The organism is Deinococcus sedimenti, assembly GCF_014648135.1.
Taxonomy (GTDB): domain Bacteria; phylum Deinococcota; class Deinococci; order Deinococcales; family Deinococcaceae; genus Deinococcus; species Deinococcus sedimenti.
Map to the genome: position 1 here is coordinate 116,319 of NZ_BMQN01000002.1, position 25,773 is coordinate 142,091.

Sequence of the window (25,773 nt, forward strand, 5' to 3'; positions counted from 1 at the left end):
GGGCGGAGCGCGCGGCTAGCGTGGGGCGCATGCCCCTGAAACCGGACATCACGCCCCCCGAAGCGCAGGACACGCGGGTGGGGTTCGCCCTGGTCGGCATCGGCAAGCTGACCGCCGAGGAACTCATTCCCGCCGCGCGCACCAGCGAGCACGCGTACGTGGCCGCGCTCGTGAGCGGCGAGGCGGACAAGGCGCAGGGCTTCGCGCGCGCCCTGGGCTTGACCGAGCAGGACGCGTACACCTACGAGCAGTTCGACGAACTGGCGGACCGTGAGGACGTCCAGGCGGTGTACATCGTCACCCCGAACAGCCTGCACCGCGAGTACGCCACCCGCGCCGCCCGCCTGGGCAAACACGTCCTGTGCGAGAAACCGCTGGGCGTGAACGCCGAGGACGCCCAGGCCATCGTGGACGCCTGCCGGGAAGCCGGGGTGCTCCTGATGACCGCGTACCGCTGCCAGTACACCCCGGAACACTGGGCGGCCCGGGACGCCGTGCAGGACGGCATGCTGGGCGACCTGCGGCTGCTGCATTCCATTCACGCGCAGGTCGAGGACGACCCCGACGCGTGGCGCCTGAAACGCGAGCTGGCGGGCGGCGGGCCGCTGCCGGACGTGGGCATCTACAGCCTGAACACCCTGCGTTTTCTGACCGGGCAGGAACCCGAGTGGGTGTTCGCCACGCAGCACCAGCCCGGCGGCGACCCGAGATTCCAGGAGGTCGAGGCCTCCATGAGCGCCCTGCTGGGCTTCCCTGGCGGCGTGAGTGCCACCATCCAGACGAGTTACGCCGCGCACCGCACCGGCACCCTGCGCGTCATGGGCGAGCAGGGGAGCCTGCATATGGACCCCGCCTTCCCGTACGACGGCCTGAAGCTCAGCCTGTCCGACAACGACGGCACCCGCCAGCCCAGCTTCCCGGACTACGACCAGTTCACGCTGGAATTCGACCACTTCGCGCGGTGCATCCGCCGCGGCGACACCCCGTGGACGCCCGGCGAGGAGGGCGTGCAGGACCACGTCATCATGGACGCCCTGTACGAGAGCGCCCGCACCGGGCAGGTCGTGCGCCTGCCCACCCACACGAAACGCGACGCCTTCCGCGGCACGAAACCGGAACTGCCGCAGAAGCAGCAGTAGATCCCCAACGAACCCTGAACATCCCGCGCGGTGAAACCGTAGCCGCGCGCCCACCCGCACCCAGATCCACCCCCCCAGAATCGGGCGTATGGATCTGCGCAGCGGACGAGCGTTCTGGCCCCTCACGAACGGCCTCATGCACACCTACCCGCCCCTGAGCGGCGACGAACGCGCCGACGTGCTCGTCATCGGGGCGGGCATCACCGGCGCTCTGCTCGCCGACCGTCTGAGTGCCGCCGGGCTGGACGTCGTCGTGACCGACCTGCGCGACGCCGCGTTCGGCAGCACCAGCGCCAGCACCGCCCTGCTGCAGTACGAGATCGACACGAACCTCGTGGACCTGATCCCCATGATCGGGCAGGCCGACGCGGAACGCGCCTACCACCTGTGCCGCGACGCCATCGACCTGGTCCGCGACCTGACCGCCGAACTGCCCGACGACTGCGGCTTCCGCGAACGGGGCAGCCTGTACTACGCCAGCACCCGCCGCGACGCCCGCATGCTCGCGCAGGAACACGCCGCCCGCACCCGCGCCGGACTGAACGTCGAACACCTCGACGCCCGCAGCCTCAAGGCTCGTTTCGGGATCACCGCGCCCGCCGCGCTGTTCAGCCCCGACGGCGGCGAGGTCGACCCGTACCGCCTCGCGCAGCACCTCCTGCAACGCGCGCAGTCGCGCGGCGCGCGGGTGTACGACCGCACCGAGGTCACCCGCCTGGACGAGCACCGCACCGAATTCACCGCCCACACCGACCGGCACGCGAAGATCCAGGCCCGCTGGGTCATCGTCGCCACCGGGTACGAGGCCGAGAAATTCCTCGGGAAACGCCTCGCGCAGCTGAAGAACTCCTACGCCCTGGCGACCGAACCCATCGAACAGACGGACGGCGAACTGTGGCCCACCGGCTGCCTCATCTGGGAAACCGCCCGCCCGTACCTGTACGCCCGCACCACCGGGGACGGCCGCGTCGTCATCGGCGGCGAGGACGACAACCACCACAACCCCGTCCGCCGCGAACGCGCCCTGAACGCCAAGCAGAAACGCCTCGAACGCAAACTCGGGAAGCTCCTCCCTCACCTCCACCCCGAAACGGCCTTCGCCTGGGCCGGCACCTTCGGCGAAACCAAGGACGGCCTCGCATACATCGGCCCCCGTGACAAGGGCGACCGCCTACTGTTCGCCCTCGGGTACGGCGGAAACGGCATCACGTACAGCGTGCAGGCCGCCCGCCTCCTCACCGGACTGATCCAGGGAGAGGAGAGTGACGACCTGCGGATCTTCCGGCTGGACCGCTGACGACTATTCCAGCTCCACCTCGGGCAGCGTCAGCGTGCCGCTCAGCGTCACCGACTGCCCGGCGTTCCCGCCCAGCACCACGTTCCGCAGGGTGAGTTTCGCACTGCCGCCCGTCCAGCCGTCCAGCGTGACCGTGCCACTCCGGGCGAACAGCGTGTTCACCTTGACCGGACTCGTGCGGATGTCGGTAAACGTCGCCCCGGTGACCTGCGCGCCGGACGCGCCGCCCAGCGTGAACGTCTGCCCCGCCGCGAGCGACCCGTGCAGCGTCAGGAACAGTGTCCGCTGGTGCCCCGCCACCGGCGCGGAGAGCTTCACGCTCAGGTGCGACCCGTCCGCGCGGCGCGTGGCCCGCGCCCCGGCACCAGGCAGGGGATCCGCTGCCAGCTGATCGGCTGGCGTCACCCCACTCAGGGTCAGGGTGCCGCTCGGGCTCAGGTTCGGGGCCGCGTAGCGGTACACGCGGGTGCCCGCCACGGCGTAGGCGATCCCGCCGCCCGCGGCGACGTACTGGAGTTCGCTCGCCGAGACATCGCGGTCGACCCGCGGAAGCTCGTACTCCTCACCGCCGGGCCGCCGCAGCAGCGTCCGGTTGTTCACGGACACCACGGCGTCTCCGTCGGCGGCGACGTGTTCCAGCACGCCCACGCGGTCGCTGCGCACGCCGCCGTGCCACAGGAAGTACCCGCTGTACACGAGCGCGCCGTTGAGTTCGTTCGCGTACGTGACCACGTAGCCGCCAGGCGTCCAGCGCTCCACGCTGAGTTCGCGCTCCTTGATGGACTTCGTGGGCAGGGTCTCGAAGGAGCCGTCGGCGCGCACCAGCAGGCCCCGCAGCGCCACCGTGTTGCCGTGCGGCATGAATGCGATCTCCTCGCCGCTGCCCGGCTGGCCCGGCACCACGTCCACGTAGGGATGGGAAGCGGAGGTGGACTTGTACTCGAAGGCCCGCACCTGCCGCCGCTCCTGGCCGGGCCGCCACGTCCAGCTGTAGCCCCCCCGGTCTTCGGACGGGGCGTCGTCGTTCAGTTTCCGGTAGCGGTGCGAGCCGTGCACGGTGCCGTCCTCGTCCACGCGGTTCAGGGATGCGCGGTTACTCAGGAAGCCGTTGACGATATCCGGTTCGTACAAGTATGGCGTCAAGAACCGTTCGCCCTGGGCTGTGACATAAGGCACCGGCCCGAAGTCGAGCTGGCTACCCATGAAGTACAGCCCCGCGCCGTTCACGCCGTACCCGGTCATGTCGGCTGGGGCCTCGGCTGCCACCTGCACGCCCGCCGCGTTCAGGCGGTACACCGTCCGCAGGTACTCTTGTCCGTCGGCGGCGCGGCAGCGCAGGCCCAGCAGCGCGCCGCCCCGGCCATCCGGCTGGAAGCCGGCCGGGTGCCAGCTGCTGATCTCCGAGTTCGAGTCGAGGACGCACCCGGCCGGTACGCTCAGCGTGTCCAGTACTGTCCCCGTGTACTGGGGCGTGGCGGGCGCCTGCGGGGTGGGCGTGGGGCCACCTCCACCCCCACCGGTGCAGGCGGTCAGGGCGAGGGTCAGCAGGGCGGCGGCACCGTGTCTTCGCATGCTCACAGCCTACGGACGGGCCGGGACACTTACGGGGACAGTTCCGGACCAAGAGAGGAGGGGCGTTCCGGCCGCGTGACCTGGAACGCCCCCCGGCCCTCTGCGGACCTTACCGCTGGTACGCGACCCGGCCGTCCACGATGGTCAGGACCGGCCAGCCTTTCAGGGTCTCGCCCGCCCAGGGGGTGAATTTCGCCTTGCTTTTGAATTCGGCGGGGTTGACGGGGCGTTCGGTGGTCAGGTCGAGGATGACCAGATCGGCCTTCGCGCCCGCGTCCAGGGTGGGTTCGTCCCAGCCCATGACGCGCGCCGGGGCGGCGGTCATCAGGTCCAGGATGCGGTCCAGGCCCAGCGTGTCCGCGAAGCGGGTGTACATCAGCGGGAACGCCAGTTCGATGTACGCGATGCCGCTGGGGGCGTCCAGCAGGTCGCGTTCCTTCTCCGCGCGGGTGTGCGGCGCGTGATCCGTCGCGATGCAGTCCACGCTGCCGTCCCGCAGGCCCTCCAGCAGGTGGTCGGCGTCCGCCTGCGTGCGCAGGGGCGGCGCGACCTTGTAGATCGCGTCGAAGGAGCGCAGCGCCTCGTCCGTCAGGGTCAGGTGGTGCGGGCAGACCTCGCAGGTCACCGGGAGGCCCTGCGCCTTCGCGGCGCGCACCAGATCCAGCGCGCGCGCCGTGCTCAGGTGCTGGATGTGCAGCCGCGCGGGGACGCCCTGCGCGTGCAGGCCCGCCACGATCTCGATATCCCGCGCCACGCGCGCCGCCTCCGCCGAGGCCGGGTTGCCCGGCAGGCCCAGCGCCTCACTGACCGGCCCCTCGTTCATCACGCCGTCCGCGCGCAGGGTGGCGTCCTCGGCGTGCACGCTGATCACCATCCCCAGGCTCCCGGCGGTCTCCAGACCCAGGCGCAGCGTGCGGGCGTTCTCGTTCGTGCGCCCGTCATCCGTGAACATCGCCGCACCTGCCTCCTTCAGGTAGGTCAGTTCGGCCAGTTCTTCGCCCTTCTGCCCCTTCGTCAGCGCCGCCGCCGGACGCAGGCGCGCGAAGCCCAGCCCCGCCGCCTTCTCAATCAGCGTCCGCACGATCGCCGGATCGTCCACCACGGGGCTCGTGTTCGGCATGCTGACCACCGTGCCGTACCCACCGGCCGCCGCCGCCGCCAGACCACTGCTCAGGTCCTCCTTCTCCGTCTGCCCCGGCTCCCGCAGGTGCGCGTGCAGCTCGATCAGCGCGGGCGCGACCGTGCCGCCCTGCCCGTCGATGACCTGCCCTTCTTCCGGAAGGTTCCAGCCCTTGATCAGGCCGCCCTCGATGGTGACGCTCTCGGTCTTCTCCGACCCGACGCGCTTGATATTCGTAATCGTGATCATGTGTCCTCCAGCGAGCCTCAGGACTCGTCGTACAGATGAATGGATCTGGACTGGGCGTCCCACACGCCGAAGCGACCGGTGGACGCCGAGCCGAGATCGAGGTACACCACGCCCTCGCCGCGCAGGTCCACGACCGGTTCGCGCTGCGGTTTGTGGCCGTGCACCGAGTACGTCAGGGCAGGGTGCAGGTGCGTGGGTAGGGGGTGCAGGCCCATGTCGGGCGTGTCCCACAGGTACCCGGTGTCCAGCAGGTCGTCGGCGTGCGCGCCCAGGCTGGGACGGGCCGCGTGCGCGCACAGCATCGGCCCTTCCACGACGTACGGCCGCGCCAGCGCCCGGAAGCGTTCCAGATCGGTGATGAAGGCGTTCAGGTCATCCCCGGCCGCCTCGTACTGGGCGACGACCTCGGTCTCGTGCTCGCGGAACCACGCGGTGCGGGCTCGGCCCGTCAGGTTCAGGCCCTCGGTGCAGACCCAGTGTTCGTGGTTGCCCCACAGCAGCGTCGCGCGGCCCGACTCGGCCCAGTTCAGGGCGCGCCGCAGGGCCGCGCGTGAATCCGGGCCCCGGTGCAGCAGGTCGCCCAGCAGGATCAGCGAACGGTCCGGGAAGCGCGCCTCCACCCACTCCAGGAAGTGGGAGCAGCCGTGGATGTCCGGCACCACGATGGAGGGCGCGCCCGGCAAGGGTCAGTTCCGTCCGACGAGCAGGTGGTAGAGGACGCTCATGCGGATGGCCTGGCCGTTCTCGACCTGTTTCAGGATGCGGCTCTGGGGGCCGTCGGCGGCGTCGCTGCTGATTTCCAGGTCGCGGTTCATGGGGCCGGGGTGCAGGACGATCGCGCCGCTCTCGGCTTCTTTCAGCAGGGCGTCGTTGACCTGGTAGGTGTCGGCGTATTCCTGGAGGCTGCCGAGGAACCCGCCGCTCATGCGTTCGCGCTGGAGGCGCAGGGCCATGACGGCGTGGGCGCCGCGCACGGCTTCCTTGGGGTCGGTGGTGAGGGTCACGCCGGGCATGCTGGCGAGGCCGGCGGGGAGGAGGGTGGCGGGGCCGCACAGGACGACCTGCGCGCCCAGTTTGGGCAGCAGTTCGGCGTTGCTGCGGGCGACGCGGCTGTGGCGGACGTCGCCGAGGATGGCGACTTTCTTGCCTTCCAGGCTGCCGTATTCCTGGCGGATGGTGTACGCGTCGAGCAGCGCCTGGGTGGGGTGGGCGCGGCGGCCGTCCCCGGCGTTGATGACGGGTTTGCCGCTGTAGCGCGCCACCAGGTGCGCGGCACCGGCGGCGTGGTGGCGGACGATGTACGCGTCGACCTTGTAGGAGGTCAGGACTTCCAGCGTGTCGCGTAAGGATTCGCCCTTGCTGACGCTGCTGGCCCCGGCGGCGAACGTGAGGACGTCGGCGCTCATGCGCCGCGCGGCCAGTTCGAAGCTGGTGCGGGTGCGGGTGCTGTTCTCGAAGAACGCGTTGCAGACCGTCAGGCCCTGCAGGGCCGGGACCTTCTTCACGGGCCGGTCGAGCACCTGGAGCATGGTGTCGGCGTTGTCGAGGATGGCGTTCAGGCGTTCGGGCGTCCATTCCTGGAAGTCCAGGAGGTGGGGGGGGCGGGGGCCCATGCTGGTCGGCGCGTTCATCGCAGCGCCTCCATGTCCCACAGTTCGACGCTGTCCACGCCGTCACTTTCCTGCAGTTTGACCTTGACGACCTCGGTGGCGGCGGTGGGGAGGTTCTTGCCGACGTAGTCCGCGCGGATCGGCAGTTCGCGGTGCCCGCGGTCCACGAGGACGGCCAGCTGGATCCCGGCGGGGCGGCCGAGGTCGATCAGGGCGTCGAGTGCGGCGCGGACGGTGCGGCCGGTGTACAGCACGTCATCCACGAGGATCACGCGGCGGTCGCGCAGGTCGAACGGCACCTGCGTTTCGCGGATGATGGGCTGCTGGGCGACCTCGCTGAGGTCGTCGCGGTACAGGGTGATGTCCAGCATGCCGGTGGGGACGTCCACGCCTTCGAGCGCGCTGAGTTTCTCGGCGAGGCGGCGGGCCAGGGGGATGCCGCGGGTGTGCACGCCGATCAGGGCGAGGTTCTCGGCGCCCTTGTTGCGTTCGATGATCTCGTGCGCGATGCGGGTCAGGGCGCGGCGGACCTCGTCGGCGGTGAGGATCGTGGCTTTAGGCGTCACGGTGTCCTCCGGTGCGGGCCATAAAAAAAAGGCCGTGCAGCGCGGGCTGACGGGTCGGGGTTGGGTGGTTCATGGGGCTCCTTCTCCTGCCTCACGGGGCGGGTGCAGCCTCACGGGACTGCCGGGAAAGGGACGTGGTGTGGAGTTGTGGGTCGCGCCAGGCGGCGGGCCTCGTGGAGTGTACACCGCCGGGCGCCGGGGTGTCATGTCGCCTGTCCGGCCCGGCGGGGGAGGGTGCGGCGCACCAAACTTGACATGATGGCACTCAGGTTTTACTATGACTGCAGTTGAGCGCAAGGCACTCAGATGTCATGCAAGAGTGCGGCGCGCTTCCAGTCTCAGGAGGTACAGTGATGATGCGATTCGATCCCTTCCGTGAAATCGAGGAACTCACCCAGCGCATGGACCGCGCCTTCGGCCAGCCCACCGCGCCCGCCCGCTTCGCCCCGCCCGTCGACGTCCACGAGGACGAGCACGGCCTCGAACTCACCCTCGACCTGCCCGGCGTCAGCCCCGACCAGGTGCAGATCGAAGCGGAAAACCAGACCCTGACCGTCCAGGCCACCCGCACCTACGACCGCCGCGAGGGCCGCACCGCCCACCGCGTCGAACGCGCCCACGGCACCCTCGCCCGCACCTTCAGCGTCCCCGCCAAGTACGACCTGACGAAGGTCGAGGCGGACCTGCAACACGGCACCCTGACCCTCCGTGTGCCCCGCAGCGAGGCCGCGCAGAAACGCACCATCACCGTCCGCACCGGCCACGTCCTCGACACCGACACCGCCAGCGCGTAAGCCCGAACTCAGCAGCAGGGCGAGCCATTTGATCGGCTCGCCCTGCCTGTTCTGTCAGTGGGGAGTAGGAAGTGGGAAGTGGATGGGTCGCCGTTCCACTTCCCACTCACCACTTCCCACTCACTCGCCTTCACGGACGGCTTCCAGCAGCTCCTGCACGATGTTCAGCGCCGCCGGGCCCAGCGGGGAGCGCGTGACGCCCATCAGCGTGCCGAGCTTCTCGCGCCGCGCGGGCGTGAGGTTCAGCCAGTTGTGCAGGTCGGCGCGGTGCGTGCGGGCGGTCTCGTCACGCAGGTAGCGCACCGCGCCGTCGTAGTACCCGGCCTGGAACGCGGACCGCGCGCGGCGTTCCTGTTCGACGAGGCCCAGGCCGCGCGTGGCGAGCAGCACCCGCCGCGCCTCGGGTTCGCCGCCGAACGCGTACAGGCTCTCCAGGTGATTCACGGCCTTCGGGAAGCGCAGGCCCGCCGAGGCGCGCCACGCGTGCGGCAGGCGGATCTCGAACTCCGGCCAGAGGTGCACCCAGGTCAGCAGCGCCGGGTACAGGCGCGTCAGGGCGATGTCGCGGGCGTCCGCGAGGGCCAGCAGCTGCTCCTGCACGCCATGCCCCGCGCCCGTATGCGCGGCCCGCGCGGCGCTCAGGGCGTCCTGCGCGCCCAGCAGCAGCTCCGCGCGGTGCGCCGCCCGCTGCGACGCGCTGAGGTTCCACAGCGTCCGCTGGATGCGCCCGTAATGCCCGGTCGGGTCGTACAGCACGCGGCTGGTCGCCAGCAGCGCCAGCGGCGCCTCCGCGCGGGCCGCGTCCCAGTCCCGCCACGCCTCCAGCTGCTCGAACGGGAAGCGCTCGACGATCACGCCCGCCCGCGCGTCCGAATGGGCACTCAGCAGGCCCCGCTCGAACGTCACGAACGTCGGCACGCTCCCCGCCCACTGGAACTCCGTGCCGAAACTGCCCGCCTGCGCCACGGCGCGCACCTTGCGGTCGGCCACCAGCCGCTCCGCGACCCGTTCCGGCGAGTGCCGCTCCGACCTCTCCCTGCCTGCTTCCGTCATCACGTCACCCCCCTCTTCCCGGTTCCGGCCGGGCCGGGCAGCATACCCCACCCCGCCCTGTACGCTCCGTGACCGCTGCGGCGTTCAGCCCCGCCTGTTCAGTCCTGGCCGTTCAGCTCCGGCGGGCCACGACCGTCTCCGCGCCCGTCACGCGGTCCCCCACGCTCACGGCAGGCGTGAACGCCAGCGGCACGTGCAGCAGCACCAACCCACCCTGCTGCAGGAACGCGGCCTTGTACCCGGCGCGCACCTCGTCCCCCTCCCGCGTGAACGACGTGCCGCTCAGGCCCGCGCGGCCCGCCACCAGCGTCACCGTCACGTCCCCGCCCGGCGTGCCCACCACCGCCGCCTGCCGCTCGTTCTCCAGCGCCCCGCGCGACGACAGGGCGTCCACCGCGCGGCCCGCCAGCACGCCCAGCGTGCCCGCCGTGTTCAGCAGCGGCACGTTCACCCGCGCGCCCACGTGCGTCGCGTACGACACCGCGCCCGACACCGGCTGGAACACGTAGTGCACGTCCAGCGGCCCCACGGGCACCCCGATCAGCCAGCCGTCCGCCGCGCCCGGCGTGCCCAGCAGCGCCGGAACGTCCAGCCCGTCCGCGCGGCCATCCTCCACACGCCGCACGAAGCCCACCACGCCGTCGGCGGCACTCAGGACCTCACCCTCGTTCACCTTCGGGAGGCGCACCGGGTCACGGTAGCGGTACACGCCCCGCAGGTACAGGGCCGCGCCAGCAGCCAACGCAACAGGAATCAGACGGCGAACACGCATGCCCACAGTCTAAAGGGCACGCGCGCCGCGCCGGGGAGAGAGAATCTTGGGGATGAGCAGGCCTTACTGCTCCTGGAGGATCTGCACGCCCAGCAGCGTGTCCGCACCTGTCCCGGCAATCGCGCCACTGCCGGTGTAGTTGCGTTGCAGGCGGTTCAGGACGTCCTGCCCGGCGATGACCTGCCCGAACACCGTGTAGCTGCTGCTGAGGAAGTCGGCGGGCGCGACCGTGATGAAGAACTGGCTGCCCTGCGAGTCGAGGCTCTGCGATCGCGCCATGCCCAGCACGCCCGCCCTGTCGAAGCGCACGCCGTTGACGAGTTCCGCGCTGAACTGGTAACCGGGGCCACCCGTCCCCCAGCGGGCCTGCTGCGCTGGGTCGGCGCTCAGGGGGTCGCCGCCCTGCGCCATGAACCCGTCGATCACGCGGTGGAAGCGCGTGCCGTCGTAGAAGTGGTTCAGCGCGAGGAACACGAAGTTGTTCACGGCGACCGGCGCGACCTTCGGGTACAGGTCCAGGGTCACGTCGCCCTGACTGGTCTTCAGGACCGCGCGGTAGCGCTTGTTCGGGTCGATGATCCGCGCGGGCGCACTGCTGAACGAGCGCACCGGGGCCTGCGTCAGTTCCTTCATGGGCTGGAAGCTCAGCACCGGGGCAGGGGAGACCGGCACGGGCGTGACCGGAGCCGGAGCGGCGGTCACCGGCGGCGTGGTGGCCGGGGCGGTGGTGGCGGCGGGCGCGCAGGCGACCAGCGCGGCACCCAGCAGGACGGAAGTGGCGATCAGGGCACGTCGGGACATGCCCCAGTCTTCCACAGCGTCCATGAGAGGCGCGGCACAGGCGGCCCAACGTCGGTTGGGCTTCACTCCAGCGGGAGGCTGGTCGTGTACTTCTCCTGCTTCACGACGATCGTGCTGGCGGTGTTCCGCACGCCGGGAATGGCGGCCAGGGTGTTCACCAGGAAGTGCTGGTACGCGTCCAGATCCGGCACGGACACTTTCAGCAGGTAGTCGATGTCCCCCAGGCACAGGAAGCATTCGAGCACCTCGGGGCGGTCCTGCATCTTCTTCGCGAACTCCTCGAAGCCCGCCTTGGTCTGCTTGTCCAGCGTGACGCGCACGATGACCATCAGTTCGCGCCCGACGGTCTTCGGGTCGAGCAGCGCCACGTACCGTTGAATGACGCCCTCCTCTTCCAGGCGGCGTACGCGGCGGAGGGTGGGGGCGGGGGTCAGGCCGATCTCGTCCGCGAGTTCCGTGTTCGGAATGCGGGCGTCCCGTTGCAGGATCCCCAGAATCTGCCGGTCGATGGCATCCAGATCACTCTGAGACATGATAAGGCGCATTCTAGCAGATCGGCGCAACCCCGTTGCGGGGTATGGCCCGAAAAGGGCATATGCGGGCAATCCTGATTGCGTCACTAACTGTTAATCTTGCGTTCAACACAGCATCAACCCGCCGGCAGGAGACACCTGCACGGCCCGCGAGGTCACACCATGCACATCGGACTCCCGAAAGAAATCAAGGTCAAGGAAAACCGCGTCGCCCTCACCCCCGGCGGCGTCGCCACCCTCGTCCGCCGCGGCCACACCGTCACCGTCCAGCACGGCGCAGGCCTCGGCAGCGGCATCGCCGACCAGGACTACGTGAGCGCCGGCGCTACCCTCGGCAGCGCCGACGACGCCTGGGCCGCCGAGATGGTCGTGAAGGTCAAGGAACCCATCCAGAGCGAATACCACTACCTCCGCCCCGACCTCCTGCTGTTCACGTACCTGCACCTCGCCGCCGACCGCCCCCTCACCGACGCCCTGCTGCAGAGCGGCACCACCGGCGTCGCCTACGAGACCGTCCAGCTCGACGACGGCAGCCTGCCGCTGCTGACCCCCATGAGCGAGGTCGCAGGCCGCCTCAGCGTCCAGGCCGGCGCGTACCACCTCCAGAAACCCGTCGGCGGACGCGGCGTCCTCCTCGGCGGCGTCCCCGGCGTGCAACCCGGCCACGTCACCATCATCGGCGGCGGGGTGGTGGGCACCAACGCCGCCAAGATGGCCATGGGCCTCGGCGCCAAAGTCACCATCCTCGACGTGAGCCAGCGCCGCCTCGCGTACCTCGACGACGTCTTCTTCGGCAAGATCACCACCATGATGAGCAGCGAAGCCAACATCCGCGACCTGCTCCCCACCACCGACCTCCTCATCGGCGGCGTCCTCATCCCCGGTGCCAAAGCGCCCCACCTCGTCACCCGCGACATGCTGAAACTCATGCCCGAAGGCAGCGTCATCGTCGACGTCGCCGTCGACCAGGGCGGCTGCGTCGAGACCATCCACGCCACCACCCACGACGACCCCACCTACACCGTCGACGGCGTCATCCACTACGGCGTGGCCAACATGCCCGGCGCCGTCCCCCGCACCAGCACCTTCGCGCTGACCAACCAGACCCTCCCGTACGCGCTGCTCCTCGCCGACCACGGCGCCAGCGCCCTGCACCGCAACAAGGCCCTGATGCTCGGCCTGAACACCCACCAGGGCAAACTCACGTACCAGGGCGTCGCCGACGCGTTCGAACTGCCCTACGTGGCGCCCGAAACCGCGCTGGCCTGACCTTCCACACCGACCGGCAGGTCGTCCCGATCAGGGGACGGCCTGCCGGTCCTGCTGCGCGCCCCGGACCCGGTTCGCCTGCAAGTGTCCTCACAAGTGTCCCCGGCCTGCACGCATCATGCGGGCCACCGCCCGGAACGGGCGGACAAAGGAGACCCCTGTGGCACACCCCACCGCGATCCGCCCCCTGACCCGCCTGGCCCTGACCGTCACCCTCGGCCTGAGCGGCATGTCGGGCGCACAGAACGCCCAGCCGCACCCGCAGCCCGGCACCACCTGGACCGCCATCATCGCCGGGCAGGTCATGCAGTACGTCGCGCGGGAAACCGACAAGGATGGCGACTCCGTCGGCACGCTGACCGGCGGCGGGCGCGCCATGACCGCGTTCGTGATTCACTCCGCCGACCGGCTGCGCCTGCTGGGCGTGGACGGCAAGGTCCGCTGGACGTGCGACATTCCCGCCGCGCAGCTCCGCTCCGGCGTGCGGGAACTGACCGGCGAGTCGCTCGTGAACCTCTCCACCCCCAAGGAAACCAACGGCGCGGGACCCTGCCGCCTGTACACCGCCGACGCGCTGCCCGCCACCCGCCCCCTGAACTGGACGGCCGTGCCCTCCACGCTGGAATGGGAACTGGACACGCCCGACGGCCCGCTGGCCGTACGCCTGACCGGCAACGACCAGCCCGGCAGCTGGGGCCGGTCGGGCCTGGCGAACCTGACCACCGCCAACGCAGCCGGCCGGGTCCTGACTGTCCGGGACGACAAGAGCTTCACGCTCGCCCTGCTCGAAGGGAAGACCACGAACGTCTGGCGCTACTGCACGGTCAGCCGCGAGGACCAGACCGGAACCGCCTTCCTCGTCGGCCGCTACATGAACGGCCAGGACACGGCCGTGGAGGGTAGCCTGGGGGAGTGCATCCTGCGCTCCGCCCGCAGCGGCGCCCCGCAGGCCGTGAGCACCGTGCCCCGCTGGCCGCTGCCCCTGAACGTGGGCCAGCTGTGGGAGGTGCAGCTGCCCCAGGGCACCTTCCGGGGCCTGCTGGGCGACACCGCCGGTGAACCCGGCTCGTTCGTGGGCGGCTGGTTCGGCCCGTCGAGCGGCGTCATGAACGTCTGGCGGTCCAAGGCCGGAACGAAGGACGAGCAGGTGTACTTCCTGCTGAAAAACGACGCGGGCGACCTGACGGCCTGCGTGGTCGAGCAGGGCCGGGACATGGGCATCGCGAAACTGGACCAGTTCCAGAGCCCGGGCATCTACCTGACCAACCGCGTGATCGGCAGCGTCATCAGTAGAGCGGCCGGGAAGGACGCCGAGGACGGTGGCGAGTGCTGGGTGCGGCCCCTGACGAGCAGCCTGATCGGTCAGGGCCTGAAGTGACGCGTACCCTGTACGCATGTTCTCCCGCCCCGGTCGTGCCGCCCCACCCCTGACTCCGGACGCGCCGCGCGTGAAACGCGATCCGCGCCAGCTGATGCGCCTGCTGGCGTTCGCGCGGCCGTACCGGTGGGTGTTCGCGCTGGGTGTGGTGGCGACGCTGGTATCGAGTGGGTTGAATCTGGTGTTCCCGGCGTTGTTCGGGCGATTGATCGACGCGTCGTTCCTGAAGGTCGGGTCGACGGACACGTCGCAGCTGGACCGGACGGTGGTGGCGCTGCTGGGCATCTTCGCGCTGTCGGCACTGTTCGGGGCGGCGCAGTCGTTCCTGCTGTCGCGGGTGGGGGCGGGTGTGGTGGCGGACCTGCGCCGGGCGGTGTTCGCGCACCTGCTGACGCTCTCGCCGCGCTTCTTCGGGGAGCACAAGACCGGGGACCTGACCAGCCGCCTCACGTCGGACGTGGGCACGGTGTACACGGTGACGAGCACGGCGCTGGGGCAACTGGCGGCGCAGTCCGTGAGTCTGGTGGGTGCGGTGGTGCTGCTCGTGACGACCAGTCCGCGCCTGAGCCTGCTGACCCTGGCCGTTATCCCGCTGGTGATCGGGACAGCGGTGACGATCGGGCAACGCATCCGCCGCGTGAGCCGCGAGGTGCAGGACGCCGTGGCGGGCGCGAACGCCAGCGCCGAGGAGGCCATCAGCGGCGTGCGCGTCGTGCAGAGCTTCACCGCTGAAGGTCTGGAGGAGGGCCGCTACGGGCAGGGCGTCACGCAGAGCTTCCTCGCCGCGCTGAAACGCGCCCGCTTGCAGGCACTCATGGCGGGCGTGATGAGCTTCCTGACCTTCGGCGCGCTGGCCGTGGTGCTGTGGTACGGGGGGCGGCTGGTCATGGCGGGCAGCCTCACGCCGGGGAACCTCGTGACGTTCCTGTTCTACGCCTTGCAGGTGGGTGGCACGGTCGTCGCGCTGACCGGCGTGTTCAACCAGTTCCAGGAGGCGCTGGGCGCGTCGGGCCGCATCTTCGAACTGCTGGACGAACGCAGCGACCTGCCGCAGCCCGCGCAGCCCGCCCCGCTGGCCCGCGCCGAGGGCCGCGTGTCCTTCGGCGGCGTGTCCTTCACGTACGACGGCGACCCCGACAGTGGCGCCGAGGGGACGCGGGTCGCCGTGCTGCGGGACGTGACGCTGGACGTTCCCGCCGGGCAGGTCGTCGCACTCGTCGGGCCGAGCGGGGCGGGGAAGACCACCCTCGTAAACCTCATCCCGCGCTTCTGGGACGTCACCGGCGGCACCCTGCGCGTCGACGGGCGGGACGTGCGCGACTACGCCCTGACCGACCTGCGCGCCCAGGTGGGCCTCGTGCCGCAGGAGACCCTGCTGTTCAGCGGCAGCATCCGCGAGAACATCCTGTACGGCCGCCCCGACGCGAGACCCGACGAGGTCGAGGCCGCCGCCCGCGCCGCCAACGCCCACGAGTTCATCAGCGCCTTCCCGCACGGGTACGACACGGTCGTGGGGGAACGCGGCGTGAAACTCAGCGGCGGGCAACGCCAGCGGGTCGCCATTGCCCGCGCCATCCTGAAAGACCCCCGCATTCTCATCCTCGACGAGGCCACCAGCGCCCTGGACAACGAATCCGAATCCCTCGTGCAGGCCGCGCTGGAACGCCTCATGCAGGGCCGCACCACCTTCGTCATCGCCCACCGCCTCAGCACCATCCGGAACGCCGACCGCATCCTCGTCATGGACGCCGGACGCGTCACCGAGGACGGCACCCACGCGCAACTCCTCGCCGCCGGGGGCCTGTACCGCGACCTGTACGAACTCCAGTTCCGCGCCGAACAGGACGCCCACGCCGACCTGAACCTCACCACCAGCTGAACCGGGACGCAGACGAAGGCTGACCCGAGCGGGCCGCCCGGTGGCCCCCTCACCCTTCCGTCGCTTTGCGACTCCCTCCCTCTCTGCTGCGCAGCTCTGCGAGCCCCACGAGGGGAGAGGGGAATATGGAAATCGATCAAAGGTCACAGGATTCAAGTTCATCCCTGAGGAAGATGGGCGACGCACAATACCCGTCATGGAACAACGGGACTTCGGCAACACCGGCCTGCGCGTCAGCGTCCTCGGCCTCGGCGCCGGGCAGATCGGCGACGGCACCCTCAGTGAAGACCACGCGGGCACCCTCCTGAACCGCGCCATCGACCGGGGCATCACCCTGGTGGACACCGCGCGCGGCTACGGCCTCAGCGAGGAACGCATCGGACGGCACCTCGCCTACCGCCGCCACGACTTCATCCTCAGCAGCAAAGGCGGGTACAGCGTCGACGGCGCCGAGGACTGGACGCCGCAGGCCATCCGCCTCGGCATCGAACAGGCCCTCACGCGACTACGCTGCGACTGGATCGACATCTTCCACCTGCACTCCTGCCCCGCCGACACCCTGCGCCGCGACGACCTCCTCGGCGCACTCGACGACGCCCGCACCGCCGGACTCATCCGCGTCGCCGCGTACAGCGGCGAGAACGAAGCCCTCGCCTGGGCCATCCAGAGCGGCCGCTTCGGCAGCATCGAAACCAGCGTCAACCTCGCCGACCAGTTCAGCCGCCGCCAACTCCTCCCCGCCGCCACCGAGAGCGGCATGGGCGTCATCGCCAAACGCCCCATCGCTAACGCCGCCTGGCGCTTCCATGAACGCCCAGTCGGCGACTACGCCGAAACGTACTGGGACCGCCTCCGCACCCTGAACATCGACACCATCCGACAGAACGCCGGACTCGACTGGTTCGACCTCGCCCTCCGCTTCACCGCCTACGCCCCCGGCGTCCACAGCGCCATCGTCGGCACCGCCAACATCCAGAACCTCGAACGGAACATCGACCTCGTCCAGCAGGGCCCGCTGCCGCTCGACGTCCTCACACACATCGAAGCCGCGTGGACGCAGCACGGGCTGGAATGGGGCGGGGAAGTGTAAGGGCGACACCCCCTCCCGGCCTCCCCCCTCAAGGGGGAGGAGAAAAGATCAGGCCCCCCTCTGCTCCGCAGCTCTGCAGGTCAAGGGGGAGGAGCAAAGGATGGTGGGCGGGGCGGGTGGTCACACGCCCCCTCACCCGCCCCTGCGGGGCACCCTCTCCCATGAGGGGAGAGGGGCATGGCGCTTAGGCTCTCGCAGCCCCGCGCACGCGTTTTTCGGCTTCGATGGCGCGCTGGAGGTCCTGAATCTGCCGCAGGAGGCCCAGCTGCTCGGTCGGTGCAGCGGAAGGCACCTGTTTTTTCAGGAGGTCCACCTCGGCGCGCAGCGCGTCGATGCTGAGGGTCACCTGGATGTCGTCCACGGCGGCCGCCGCGTACCCGTTCACTTTCTGCTCGTACTGGTGGCTGTTCTCCCGGCCGATCGTGCCGGAGTCGCGGCCCTCGAACATCAGGCGGATCAGCATCTGCTCCTCGGGCTGGCCGCGGAACACGTCCAGAATGTCGTCGGGTGTCTGCGCGCCGCGCGCGGCCAGCATCACCTTGCGCACCGATTCGTTGCGCCACGGCATGCTGCCGTCCAGTTTCGCCAGCAGGGACGGGTCCACGAGCAGCTGCTTCAGGAGGGCCATCTCGCGGTCCTCCTCGCCGCGCGCGGTGGTCATGCCCGCCAGGTGCGTGTCCGTCAGGGTGCGGCGCTTGGCCTTGCTGGCGATCCACTCCATGAGCGCCTCGGGCTTGATGCCCAGCGTCTCGCACGCCGCGCCGCGCACACCCTCGGCGATCTCGTCCAGGGGATCGAGGTTCTGCATGCGCGGCAGCAACTCCATCAGGATGCGGCGTTTGCCCTCGCTGGTGCCCACCCCGTGCCGTTCGATGGCGGCCTGCACGCGGTACCGGACCTCGTCCAGACCGCTGCTCAGCGCGCGTTGCAGCAGCTCGGTATCCCCGGCCAGGAGGGTGTCCGCCGGGTCCTTCCCGCTGGGCACGCTCGTGGCGCGCACGCGGAACTTCGCGCCCAGCACCTGATCCAGCCCCGACAGGGTCGCCTTCAACCCCGCCTCGTCACGGTCGAACAGCAGCACCAGACTCTGCGCGCCCAGCCGCTCCAGCAGCGTCGCGTGCTCCGCCGTCAACGCCGTCCCCAGACTCGCCACCGCCCCCGTGAACCCGTGCTGGTGCATGGTGATCACGTCCATGTACCCTTCCACCACCACCAGTTCCCCGCCGTTCTTCAGGCCCAGCCGCGCCTTGTCCAGCCCGTACAGCAGCTCACCCTTCCTGAACACGTCCGTCTCCGGAGTGTTCAGGTACTTCGGCTTGCTGTCATCCAGCACGCGCCCCCCGAAGCCCACCAGCCGCCCCAGGTGATCACGGATGGGGAACATCACCCGCGCGCGGAAGCGGTCGTACACCCGCCCGGACTCCGGGTTCTCGATCAGGAGCCCCGCCTCCAGCAGCTGCCGTTCCGACACGCCCTTCACCCGCGCGTGCTTCAGCAGCCCATCCCAGCCGTCCGGCGCGAAGCCCACCTCGAACGACTCGATCGTCGCGTCCGTCAGACCACGCCGCCGCAGGTACGCCAACGCCGCCTCACCCGCAGGCCCGTGCAGATGCTCACGGAAGTACGCCAGCGCGAACGCGTTCACATCGAACACGTCCCGGCTCGACCGCTCCCCGTACCGCGCCTCCACCTGAATCCCCGCCCGCTCCGCGAGCTTCCGCATCGCATCCCCGAAACTCAGGTTCTCCGTACGCTGCACGAAACTGAACACGTCCCCGCCCGCCTTACACCCGAAACAATAGAAGTACCCCTGCTCCGTATCCACCTGGAACGACGGCGACTTCTCCTTATGGAACGGGCACAACCCCTTCAGGCGACCGCGCCCGGCAGGGGAGAGCTGCACGTACTCCCCCACCACATCCGCAATGTTCAAGCGTGAACGAACCTCTTCTTTCGTTCCCATGCACCCTCACCCCCTTTCAAGCGGCCACCCCACAGGGCACCCGGAGACGCCCAGTGTACCCCACACCCGCCCAACCCGCCAGAGGGAAAAAATGACCGCCAGGACGGTAAAAAAAACACAGTCACCGGGGCATACGTCCAGCACGGGAACGCCGCACGACCCACCCACGACACCCGGCACAGGCAGGCGCACGACAGGACGCCGACACACGCGGAAGGCATGACGCGAGCACAGGCGCACGCGGGGAAAAAGAGACGGGCGGGGCCCGTGGACACCCCCACCCGGCCTCCCCCCTCAAGGGGGAGGAGTAAAACCGACGCGCCGCCCGGCCTCCCGCCTCGCGGGGGAGAAGTAGAACCACGGGCGGAGCGAACCTCTCGCCTCAAGTTCCGGCCAACTCCGCGTGAACCCACCTTCAGGCGTCCATCACGCCCGCACCCACCCACGCGGCGCACGCTGAACCGCATGAGCCAATACAAGGTCAGCCAGAGCGACACCACCCACGGCAAAGACGGCGAGCACCACCTCATCAAAGGCCAGCAGAGCAGCATGCGCCTGTGGCACCGCGAAGAACCCGCAGGCGCCAAACCTGAGAGCAGCAACCCCTACGAAACCCTCGGGTACGTCACCGAAGGGCAGATGGACCTCACCGTGAACGGCGAAACCATCACCCTGCGCCCCGGCGACTCCTACTGCGTACCCGCCAACGCCCCCCACACGTACCGCATCACCGAGACCCTCACCGCCGTCGAAGTGAACACCCCCGGCACGGACAAGTAAGCACCCCGCACCCTGCGAGTCCCTCTCCCCAGCGGAGGGGGACAACGACTGCCCGCCCCAGGCCTCTGTGCCGGGGCGGGCGCGTTCTTCACTCGATGGTCAGGCGGGGGTCGCCACCACGAACGCCGCACTGTCGTAATACGTCCGGAACGCCCCCACCTTCCCACCCTGCACGTCCAGCAGGCTCACGCCCCGGTACGAGAACTCCCGACCACCTGGCAGGCGACCCGACGCCACCCACTCCAGCACACCCAGACCCCCCACCTCCTGCACACGGGTGAACTCACTGCGCACCACCTCGAAACTCCCCAGGTACGCCTCCCAGAACGCCCGCGCACCCGCAATGCCCTCCCACGTCTGCTGCGTCAGGTTCCGCAACGTCACGTCCCCCGCGTGCAGGGCCAGCAACCCCGACACGTCCCCGGACTCCTCCGCCACCCGCAACTCCCTCGCGAACTCCTCAGTCAATGTCATGCCCCCACACCACCACGCCCACCCACCCCGCAAGGCATGAACCCACACCAACTCAAGCCCCCCTCAACCCCCGCTCAACGCCCCTTCAGACCCCCATCACGCCCCACGCCCACCCACACGGCACGCTGAACGCATGACCGACCAACCCCTCAAAGGCAAAACCATCGCCATCCTCGCCGCCGACGGCGTCGAACAGGTCGAACTCGTGAAACCCCGCGAAGCCCTGGAAGCCGCCGGAGCCACCACGCACCTCATCAGCCTCAAACCCGGGCAGATCCAGAGCATGAAAGGCGACCTCGAACCCCAGGACAAATACGACGTCGACCACACCGTCACGCAAGCCAACCCCAGCGACTACGACGGCCTCCTGCTGCCCGGCGGCACCGTCAACCCCGACAAACTCCGCCTGGACGCGTACGCCATGAAGTTCGTCCGCGCGTTCTACGACCACGGCGCACCCATCGCCGCCATCTGCCACGGCCCCTGGAGCCTCAGCGAAACCGGCATCAGCAAAGGCCTCCGCATGACCAGCTGGCCCAGCCTGAAACACGAACTGTGCCTGACCGGAGCCGACTGGGTCGACGAACAGGTCGTCGTGGACCGGGGCATCGTCACCAGCCGCAACCCGGACGACATCCCCGCCTTCACCGCCAAGATGATCGAAGAATTCCAGGAAGGCGACCACAGCAGCAAGCGCTGAGCAGGACCTAGATGGGGCCGCTCTCCACAAGGGGGCGCGGCCCCCACCCTGTTTGCCCAGCCCTGTCCGTACACTGCACCCCATGACCCGACCCTGGCTCGTCACCGGCCTGACCGGCACCCTCGCCCCGCACGTCGCCCACGCTCTGCAAACGCAGGGGCACACCGTCACCGGCTGGGACCGCCACGCCACCCCCGCCGACGACAGCCCCGCCGCCCACGCCTACCTGAACGCTGTGAACCCGCAGGGCATCCTGCACCTCGCCCTGGGCAGCGAAGCCTGGGCACACGCCCTCGCCACGCACGCCCACACGCACGACCTGCCGTTCGTGTTCACCAGCACCGCCATGGTCTTCGACCACCACCCAGACGGCCCACACCACCCCGGCGACCCCACCACCGCGCAGGACGACTACGGACAGCTGAAAGCCCGCACCGAACAGACCATCCGCACCGCCCACCCCCGCGCCGTCATTGCCCGCATCGGCTGGCAGATCCACCCCACCGCCACCGGCAACAACATGACCCAGCAACTCCAGGCGCAACACGACCAGCACGGCGTTATCCGCGCCAGCCGCCACTGGACCCCCGCCACCTCCTCCATGACCGACACCGCCAACGCCCTCGCAGCCCTCGCGCAGGACGGCACCACCGGCACCGTCCACCTGGACAGCAACGCCCACGACGCCCTGACCTTCCCGGAACTCGTGCGCGGCCTCGCCCGATACCTGAACCGCGACTGGGTGGTCGAGGAGACAGACGACTACACGCACGACCAGCGGCTGATGGACGCCACCACCCGCCTGCCCAGCCTGCGAGAACGCCTCGGGCTGAACTGAACAGGGGAGAGGTCGGGTCAGGAGTGAGTGGTTGCTGGCCCGACTATTCAGAACCTGCCGAAGTCTCTCAGCTTGAAATGCTGTTCCAGACGGCAGAATCGAAATCCAGAGTCGCTCATTGACACCGTCTGCATATCGGGGTATCCTACTTTTAACACCGCCAAAGAAGGCGGAATTTTTTTTGCCTGCCGATTTTGTCTGTCTGGGTGCTGCCCCACCCCCCAGCCCCCTACCCCAGAGGGGCAGGGGGAGCAGTCGCTGCGCTCGGCAAGAGTTTCTACTGCCGCGTCGTCGCTGCAATGGGCGGTGACGTGTCTGGCCTCGACGCCATCCTGCCGACCCCATTGGAAGGCCCGCGCGCTTCGCGCACGACGGCTCGGGGCTGGCATTCCTCCAGTAGTGAGGACGTGACGCAGAACAGCAGAAAGCCTCCCGGACAGGGAGGCTCGCTGATTCACTTACGCTTCGGGCTTACGCCTCGATGTAGTCCTCAACGGGTGGGCAGCTGCACACGAAGTTTCTGTCGCCGTAGACGTTGTCCACGCGGTTGACGCTGGGCCAGTATTTCCACTGCTTCTGCGTGGGGGTGGGGTAGGCGGCGGTTTCGCGGCTGTACGCGCGGTTCCAGTCCATGTCGATCAGGTCGGCCTGGGTGTGGGGCGCGTGCTTCAGCGGGCTGTCGGCGGCGGTGATCAGGTCGTCCTGCACGTCCTGAATCTCGCGGCGAATGCCGAGCATCGCCTGGATGAACCGGTCGAGTTCCGCTTTGGGTTCACTCTCGGTCGGTTCGATCATCAGCGTGCCGGGCACGGGGAAGCTCATGGTGGGCGCGTGGAATCCGTAGTCCATGAGGCGCTTGGCGACGTCCTCCTCACTGATGCCACTGGCAGCCTTGAGGGGGCGCAGGTCGATGATGCACTCGTGCGCGACGCGGTCGTTCCGGCCGGTGTAGAGGACGGGGAACGCGCCTTTGAGGTGGTGGGCGATGTAGTTGGCGTTCAGCAGGGCGACCTGCGTGGCGACTTTCAGGCCGCGTGCGCCGAGCAGGCGGATGTACAGGTAGCTGATGGGGAGGATGCTGGCGCTGCCGTACGGGGCGGCGCTGACGGCTCCCGTGCTGCTGTCGCTGGTGGGGCGCACGGCGTGGTTCGGGAGGAACGGGGCGAGGTGCGCCTTCACGCCGATGGGGCCCATGCCGGGGCCGCCGCCCCCGTGGGGAATGGCGAAGGTCTTGTGCAGGTTCAGGTGAGAAACGTCGCTGCCGATCAGTCCTGGTTTGGTCAGGCCGACCTGGGCGTTCATGTTCGCGCCGTCCAGGTACACCTGCCCGCCGTGCTGGTGGATCAGTTCGCACGCTTCCATGACGCGTTCCTCGTACACGCCGTGCGTGCTGGGGTACGTGATCATCAGCGCGCCCAGGTTCTCGCTGTGCTTCTCCGCCTGGGCTTTCAGGTCGTCCATGTCGATGTTGCCGTCCGCGTCGGTCTTCACGACGACGACCTGCATGCCCATCATGGCCGCACTCGCGGGGTTCGTGCCGTGCGCGCTGGCGGGAATCAGGCAGATGTTGCGGTGCGCCTCGCCGCGACTCTCGTGGTACTTGCGGATGACCAGCAGACCCGCGTACTCACCCTGCGCGCCGCTGTTCGGCTGGAGGCTCACGGCGTCGTACCCGGTGATGTCCGCCAGCCATCCCTCCAGTTCCGCCAGCATCTCGGCGTACCCTTCGGTCTGATCCTTGGGCGCGAAGGGGTGCAGCTGGCCGAACTCGGGCCACGTCACGGGAATCATTTCCGTGGTGGCGTTCAGTTTCATGGTGCAGCTGCCCAGCGGGATCATGCCGTGCGTCAGGCTGTAATCCTTGTTCTCCAGGCTCTTCAGGTACCGCAGCATGCCGTGCTCGCTGTGATGCGTGTTGAACACCGGGTGCGAGAGGTACTCGCTGGTGCGCTTCAGGTGGGCGGGAATGCCATCCACAGCCTGAGCGTCCAGGGCCAGCACGTCGGCGGCGCGGCCCGTGATGACCTCGATGATGTCCGCGAGGTCGGCCACGGTGACCGTCTCGTCCAGGCTGACGCTGACGCGGCCCTCCCCGTAGCGGAGGTTGATGCCTTTCCCTTCGGCGCGGGAGCGGATGGCGGCGCTGTCCCCGTCGAAGGTGACGGTGTCGAAGAAGCTGCTGCTGACGTTCAGGCCCGCGTCACCCATCGCGGCGGCCAGGATGCCGGTCATCCGGTGCGTGCGCTCGGCAATCGTGCGGATGCCTTTGGGGCCGTGGTAGACGGCGTACGCGGCGGCCATGTTCGCCAGGAGGGCCTGCGCGGTGCAGATGTTGCTGGTGGCCTTCTCGCGGCGGATGTGCTGCTCGCGCGTCTGCATCGCCATGCGCAGCGCGGGGCGACCCTTGACGTCCTTGCTGACGCCGATCACGCGGCCGGGCATGCTGCGCTGGAAGTCGCTGCGGCACGCCAGGAACGCCGCGTGCGGCCCGCCGAAGCCCATCGGCACGCCGAAGCGCTGCGCACTGCCGATGACGATGTCCGCGCCCATCTCACCGACGGGTTTCACGAGGGCACTGGCGAGGAGGTCCGTCGCGGCGATCAGCAGCCCGCCGCTGGCGTGCACGCGTTCGGCGATGGGGGAGAGGTCGTGCAGGTCGCCGTACGTGCCGGGCGTCTGCACCAGCGCCGCGAAGGTGCCTTCGGGCAGTTCGGCGTCGGCGGGTCCGGTGACGATGTCGTACCCGAAGTACTCCGCGCGGGTGCGGATCACGTCGATGGTCTGCGGGTGCACGTCCTGCGCCACGTACAGCGTGTTGCCCTTGCTCTTGCCCGCGCGCTTGGCGAGGGTCATGGCCTCGGCGGCGGCGGTCGCCTCGTCCAGCAGGCTGGCGTTGCAGACGGGCATGGCGGTCAGGTCCATGATCGCCTGCTGGAAGTTCAGCAGCATCTCCAGACGACCCTGGCTGATCTCCGCCTGGTACGGCGTGTACGCGGTGTACCAGCCGGGGTTCTCCAGCATGTTCCGCAGGATCACGCCCGGCGTGTGCGTCCCGCTGTACCCCATGCCGATGTAACTGCGGAACACCTTGTTCTTCGCCGCGACCGCCTTCAGGTCGGCCAGCGCCTGCGCTTCCGTGACCGGGCCGCCCACGTTCAGGTCCCCCGTGAAGCGGATGCTTTCGGGCAGCGTCGTGTCACTCAGTTCATCCAGGCTCCCCACGCCCAGCTCCGCCATCATGGCGGCCTGTTCGGCCTCGGTCGGGCCGACGTGACGGTCGAGGAAATCAGCGGTCTGCAGCAGATCAGTCAGGGAACGGGTCATGAAGTACTCCTGGGGGTGGGGCGTCGGGGGGGCATGGCGGCGCTGCGGCTCACCCCTTCCCGACCTCCCCCCGGTCAGGCGGAAGGAGTCAGACGTGTGAGCCTCTGTGGGCTCCCTCCCCGTTCAGGGGGGAGGGCTGGGGAGGGGGTGCTGCGGGAACGCGCGGCCCGCTGGGGGGTCAGTTGTTCGCGGCTTCGTACGCGGCGGCGTCCATCAGGTCGCCCTCGCCGGTCACGTCGAGTTTGAACAGCCAGCCGCCCTCGTAGGGGGCGCTGTTGACGAGTTCGGGCGTGCCGCTCAGGGCGTCGTTCACGGCGGTGATGGTGCCGCTGGCCGGCGCGTAGATGTCAGAGGCGGTCTTGACGCTCTCGACGACGGCGATGGTTTCGCCCGCTTCGACGACGCGGCCCACTTCGGGCAGTTCGACGTACACGACGTCGCCCAGCTGGTCCTGCGCGAAGTCGGTGATGCCGACGGTGCCGTCAGCGGCGAGCCATTCGTGGGAGGCGGCGTACTTCAGTTCGGTGGGGGTGGTAGTCATGGGGTGCTCCTCCGGAGGGTTGATGGTGAAT

Annotated in this window: 23 protein-coding genes; 10 read left to right on the forward strand and 13 right to left on the reverse strand. The window is 69.3% G+C overall.

Going from position 1 to position 25,773, the window contains the following annotated elements:
* Window positions 1-29 precede the first annotated feature (29 nt).
* Both IEY69_RS07295 and IEY69_RS07300 read left to right on the forward strand, forming a co-directional pair.
* On the forward strand, window positions 30-1,139 hold the full coding sequence (locus IEY69_RS07295) for a Gfo/Idh/MocA family protein (RefSeq protein ID WP_189072494.1): 1,110 nt from the start codon (window positions 30-32) through the stop codon (window positions 1,137-1,139).
* Window positions 1,140-1,227: 88 nt separating this feature from the next.
* Entirely contained in the window at window positions 1,228-2,436 is a 1,209-nt protein-coding gene (locus IEY69_RS07300) for an NAD(P)/FAD-dependent oxidoreductase (RefSeq protein ID WP_189072495.1), read from the forward strand.
* 3 nt (window positions 2,437-2,439) lie between these two features.
* On the opposite strand, the gene IEY69_RS07305 is transcribed toward IEY69_RS07300, so the two are convergent.
* From IEY69_RS07305 to pyrR, 5 genes are all read right to left on the reverse strand, one after another.
* The gene (locus tag IEY69_RS07305) at window positions 2,440-4,008 is read right to left on the reverse strand and encodes a hypothetical protein (RefSeq protein ID WP_189072496.1); all 1,569 of its coding nucleotides are present in this window, start codon (window positions 4,006-4,008) and stop codon (window positions 2,440-2,442) included.
* A gap of 109 nt (window positions 4,009-4,117) precedes the next feature.
* Window positions 4,118-5,377, reverse strand: a complete 1,260-nt coding sequence (locus IEY69_RS07310; protein WP_189072497.1) for a dihydroorotase — start codon at window positions 5,375-5,377, stop codon at window positions 4,118-4,120.
* Window positions 5,378-5,394: 17 nt separating this feature from the next.
* A complete protein-coding gene (locus tag IEY69_RS07315; protein WP_189072498.1) occupies window positions 5,395-6,060 on the reverse strand; it encodes a metallophosphoesterase in 666 nt (221 codons plus the stop codon).
* 3 nt (window positions 6,061-6,063) lie between these two features.
* Complete coding sequence (locus IEY69_RS07320) at window positions 6,064-7,008, reverse strand: aspartate carbamoyltransferase catalytic subunit (protein WP_189072499.1); 945 nt, start codon at window positions 7,006-7,008, stop codon at window positions 6,064-6,066.
* Window positions 7,005-7,553 (reverse strand): bifunctional pyr operon transcriptional regulator/uracil phosphoribosyltransferase PyrR, encoded by a 549-nt coding sequence (gene pyrR / locus IEY69_RS07325; RefSeq protein WP_189072500.1) that lies wholly within the window; start codon window positions 7,551-7,553, stop codon window positions 7,005-7,007. Before pyrR ends, IEY69_RS07320 begins: the two co-directional genes overlap by 4 nt.
* 353 nt (window positions 7,554-7,906) lie before the next feature.
* Here pyrR and IEY69_RS07330 point away from each other — a divergent pair, with 353 nt between their 5' ends.
* Window positions 7,907-8,347 (forward strand): Hsp20/alpha crystallin family protein, encoded by a 441-nt coding sequence (locus IEY69_RS07330; RefSeq protein WP_189072501.1) that lies wholly within the window; start codon window positions 7,907-7,909, stop codon window positions 8,345-8,347.
* Window positions 8,348-8,467: 120 nt separating this feature from the next.
* Here the strand turns inward: IEY69_RS07330 and IEY69_RS07335 are convergent, their stop codons facing one another.
* The 4 genes from IEY69_RS07335 to IEY69_RS07350 form a co-directional block, all read right to left on the reverse strand.
* Window positions 8,468-9,400 (reverse strand): hypothetical protein, encoded by a 933-nt coding sequence (locus IEY69_RS07335; protein WP_189072502.1) that lies wholly within the window; start codon window positions 9,398-9,400, stop codon window positions 8,468-8,470.
* 112 nt (window positions 9,401-9,512) lie between these two features.
* Window positions 9,513-10,172, reverse strand: coding sequence for a phosphatidylserine decarboxylase (locus IEY69_RS07340; RefSeq protein WP_189072503.1), 660 nt, complete (start codon window positions 10,170-10,172; stop codon window positions 9,513-9,515).
* A 63-nt stretch (window positions 10,173-10,235) separates the two neighbouring features.
* On the reverse strand, window positions 10,236-10,973 hold the full coding sequence (locus IEY69_RS07345) for a peptidylprolyl isomerase (protein WP_229783729.1): 738 nt from the start codon (window positions 10,971-10,973) through the stop codon (window positions 10,236-10,238).
* A 62-nt stretch (window positions 10,974-11,035) separates the two neighbouring features.
* Window positions 11,036-11,506 (reverse strand): Lrp/AsnC family transcriptional regulator, encoded by a 471-nt coding sequence (locus IEY69_RS07350; protein ID WP_110831178.1) that lies wholly within the window; start codon window positions 11,504-11,506, stop codon window positions 11,036-11,038.
* A 162-nt stretch (window positions 11,507-11,668) separates the two neighbouring features.
* Between IEY69_RS07350 and ald the strand changes: the two genes are divergently transcribed.
* The 4 genes from ald (at window position 11,669) to IEY69_RS07370 (ending at window position 17,122) form a co-directional block, all read left to right on the forward strand.
* On the forward strand, window positions 11,669-12,775 hold the full coding sequence (gene ald, locus IEY69_RS07355; protein ID WP_189072504.1) for an alanine dehydrogenase: 1,107 nt from the start codon (window positions 11,669-11,671) through the stop codon (window positions 12,773-12,775).
* Window positions 12,776-12,935: 160 nt separating this feature from the next.
* Complete coding sequence (locus IEY69_RS07360; protein WP_189072505.1) at window positions 12,936-14,153, forward strand: hypothetical protein; 1,218 nt, start codon at window positions 12,936-12,938, stop codon at window positions 14,151-14,153.
* Window positions 14,154-14,169: 16 nt separating this feature from the next.
* A complete protein-coding gene (locus IEY69_RS07365; RefSeq protein WP_373291006.1) occupies window positions 14,170-16,032 on the forward strand; it encodes an ABC transporter ATP-binding protein in 1,863 nt (620 codons plus the stop codon).
* Between the two features lie 196 nt (window positions 16,033-16,228).
* Window positions 16,229-17,122 (forward strand): aldo/keto reductase, encoded by an 894-nt coding sequence (locus tag IEY69_RS07370; RefSeq protein ID WP_189072506.1) that lies wholly within the window; start codon window positions 16,229-16,231, stop codon window positions 17,120-17,122.
* Between the two features lie 184 nt (window positions 17,123-17,306).
* Here the strand turns inward: IEY69_RS07370 and dnaG are convergent, their stop codons facing one another.
* Window positions 17,307-19,085 (reverse strand): DNA primase, encoded by a 1,779-nt coding sequence (dnaG, locus tag IEY69_RS07375; RefSeq protein ID WP_189072507.1) that lies wholly within the window; start codon window positions 19,083-19,085, stop codon window positions 17,307-17,309.
* Between the two features lie 465 nt (window positions 19,086-19,550).
* On the opposite strand from dnaG, the gene IEY69_RS07380 reads away from it, so the two are divergent.
* Complete coding sequence (locus IEY69_RS07380) at window positions 19,551-19,865, forward strand: cupin domain-containing protein (RefSeq protein ID WP_189072508.1); 315 nt, start codon at window positions 19,551-19,553, stop codon at window positions 19,863-19,865.
* 99 nt (window positions 19,866-19,964) lie between these two features.
* On the opposite strand, the gene IEY69_RS07385 is transcribed toward IEY69_RS07380, so the two are convergent.
* Window positions 19,965-20,339, reverse strand: coding sequence for a nuclear transport factor 2 family protein (locus IEY69_RS07385; protein ID WP_189072509.1), 375 nt, complete (start codon window positions 20,337-20,339; stop codon window positions 19,965-19,967).
* Window positions 20,340-20,472: 133 nt separating this feature from the next.
* On the opposite strand from IEY69_RS07385, the gene IEY69_RS07390 reads away from it, so the two are divergent.
* Window positions 20,473-21,039 carry a type 1 glutamine amidotransferase domain-containing protein gene (locus IEY69_RS07390; RefSeq protein ID WP_189072510.1) on the forward strand — a complete coding sequence of 189 codons (567 nt, stop codon included), beginning with the start codon at window positions 20,473-20,475 and terminating at the stop codon, window positions 21,037-21,039.
* Between the two features lie 82 nt (window positions 21,040-21,121).
* Window positions 21,122-21,877: a sugar nucleotide-binding protein gene (locus IEY69_RS07395; RefSeq protein ID WP_189072511.1), complete on the forward strand. Its 756-nt coding sequence runs from the start codon at window positions 21,122-21,124 to the stop codon at window positions 21,875-21,877.
* Window positions 21,878-22,348: 471 nt separating this feature from the next.
* Here IEY69_RS07395 and gcvP read toward each other — a convergent pair whose 3' ends face one another.
* Window positions 22,349-25,201, reverse strand: a complete 2,853-nt coding sequence (gene gcvP / locus IEY69_RS07400; protein ID WP_189072512.1) for an aminomethyl-transferring glycine dehydrogenase — start codon at window positions 25,199-25,201, stop codon at window positions 22,349-22,351.
* A 178-nt stretch (window positions 25,202-25,379) separates the two neighbouring features.
* Window positions 25,380-25,742 (reverse strand): glycine cleavage system protein GcvH, encoded by a 363-nt coding sequence (gcvH, locus tag IEY69_RS07405; RefSeq protein ID WP_119674173.1) that lies wholly within the window; start codon window positions 25,740-25,742, stop codon window positions 25,380-25,382.
* Window positions 25,743-25,773 lie beyond the last annotated feature (31 nt).

Coding starts and splice junctions, on each gene's coding strand:
- IEY69_RS07295 (WP_189072494.1), top strand. CDS start 30: ATGCCCCTGAAACCGGACATCACGCCCCCCGAAGCGCAGGACACGCGG.
- IEY69_RS07300 (WP_189072495.1), top strand. CDS start 1,228: ATGGATCTGCGCAGCGGACGAGCGTTCTGGCCCCTCACGAACGGCCTC.
- IEY69_RS07305 (WP_189072496.1), bottom strand. CDS start 4,008: ATGCGAAGACACGGTGCCGCCGCCCTGCTGACCCTCGCCCTGACCGCC.
- IEY69_RS07310 (WP_189072497.1), bottom strand. CDS start 5,377: ATGATCACGATTACGAATATCAAGCGCGTCGGGTCGGAGAAGACCGAG.
- IEY69_RS07320 (WP_189072499.1), bottom strand. CDS start 7,008: ATGAACGCGCCGACCAGCATGGGCCCCCGCCCCCCCCACCTCCTGGAC.
- IEY69_RS07330 (WP_189072501.1), top strand. CDS start 7,907: ATGATGCGATTCGATCCCTTCCGTGAAATCGAGGAACTCACCCAGCGC.
- IEY69_RS07335 (WP_189072502.1), bottom strand. CDS start 9,400: ATGACGGAAGCAGGCAGGGAGAGGTCGGAGCGGCACTCGCCGGAACGG.
- IEY69_RS07340 (WP_189072503.1), bottom strand. CDS start 10,172: ATGCGTGTTCGCCGTCTGATTCCTGTTGCGTTGGCTGCTGGCGCGGCC.
- IEY69_RS07345 (WP_229783729.1), bottom strand. CDS start 10,973: ATGTCCCGACGTGCCCTGATCGCCACTTCCGTCCTGCTGGGTGCCGCG.
- IEY69_RS07350 (WP_110831178.1), bottom strand. CDS start 11,506: ATGTCTCAGAGTGATCTGGATGCCATCGACCGGCAGATTCTGGGGATC.
- ald (WP_189072504.1), top strand. CDS start 11,669: ATGCACATCGGACTCCCGAAAGAAATCAAGGTCAAGGAAAACCGCGTC.
- IEY69_RS07365 (WP_373291006.1), top strand. CDS start 14,170: ATGTTCTCCCGCCCCGGTCGTGCCGCCCCACCCCTGACTCCGGACGCG.
- IEY69_RS07370 (WP_189072506.1), top strand. CDS start 16,229: ATGGAACAACGGGACTTCGGCAACACCGGCCTGCGCGTCAGCGTCCTC.
- dnaG (WP_189072507.1), bottom strand. CDS start 19,085: ATGGGAACGAAAGAAGAGGTTCGTTCACGCTTGAACATTGCGGATGTG.
- IEY69_RS07380 (WP_189072508.1), top strand. CDS start 19,551: ATGAGCCAATACAAGGTCAGCCAGAGCGACACCACCCACGGCAAAGAC.
- IEY69_RS07385 (WP_189072509.1), bottom strand. CDS start 20,339: ATGACATTGACTGAGGAGTTCGCGAGGGAGTTGCGGGTGGCGGAGGAG.
- IEY69_RS07390 (WP_189072510.1), top strand. CDS start 20,473: ATGACCGACCAACCCCTCAAAGGCAAAACCATCGCCATCCTCGCCGCC.
- IEY69_RS07395 (WP_189072511.1), top strand. CDS start 21,122: ATGACCCGACCCTGGCTCGTCACCGGCCTGACCGGCACCCTCGCCCCG.
- gcvP (WP_189072512.1), bottom strand. CDS start 25,201: ATGACCCGTTCCCTGACTGATCTGCTGCAGACCGCTGATTTCCTCGAC.
- gcvH (WP_119674173.1), bottom strand. CDS start 25,742: ATGACTACCACCCCCACCGAACTGAAGTACGCCGCCTCCCACGAATGG.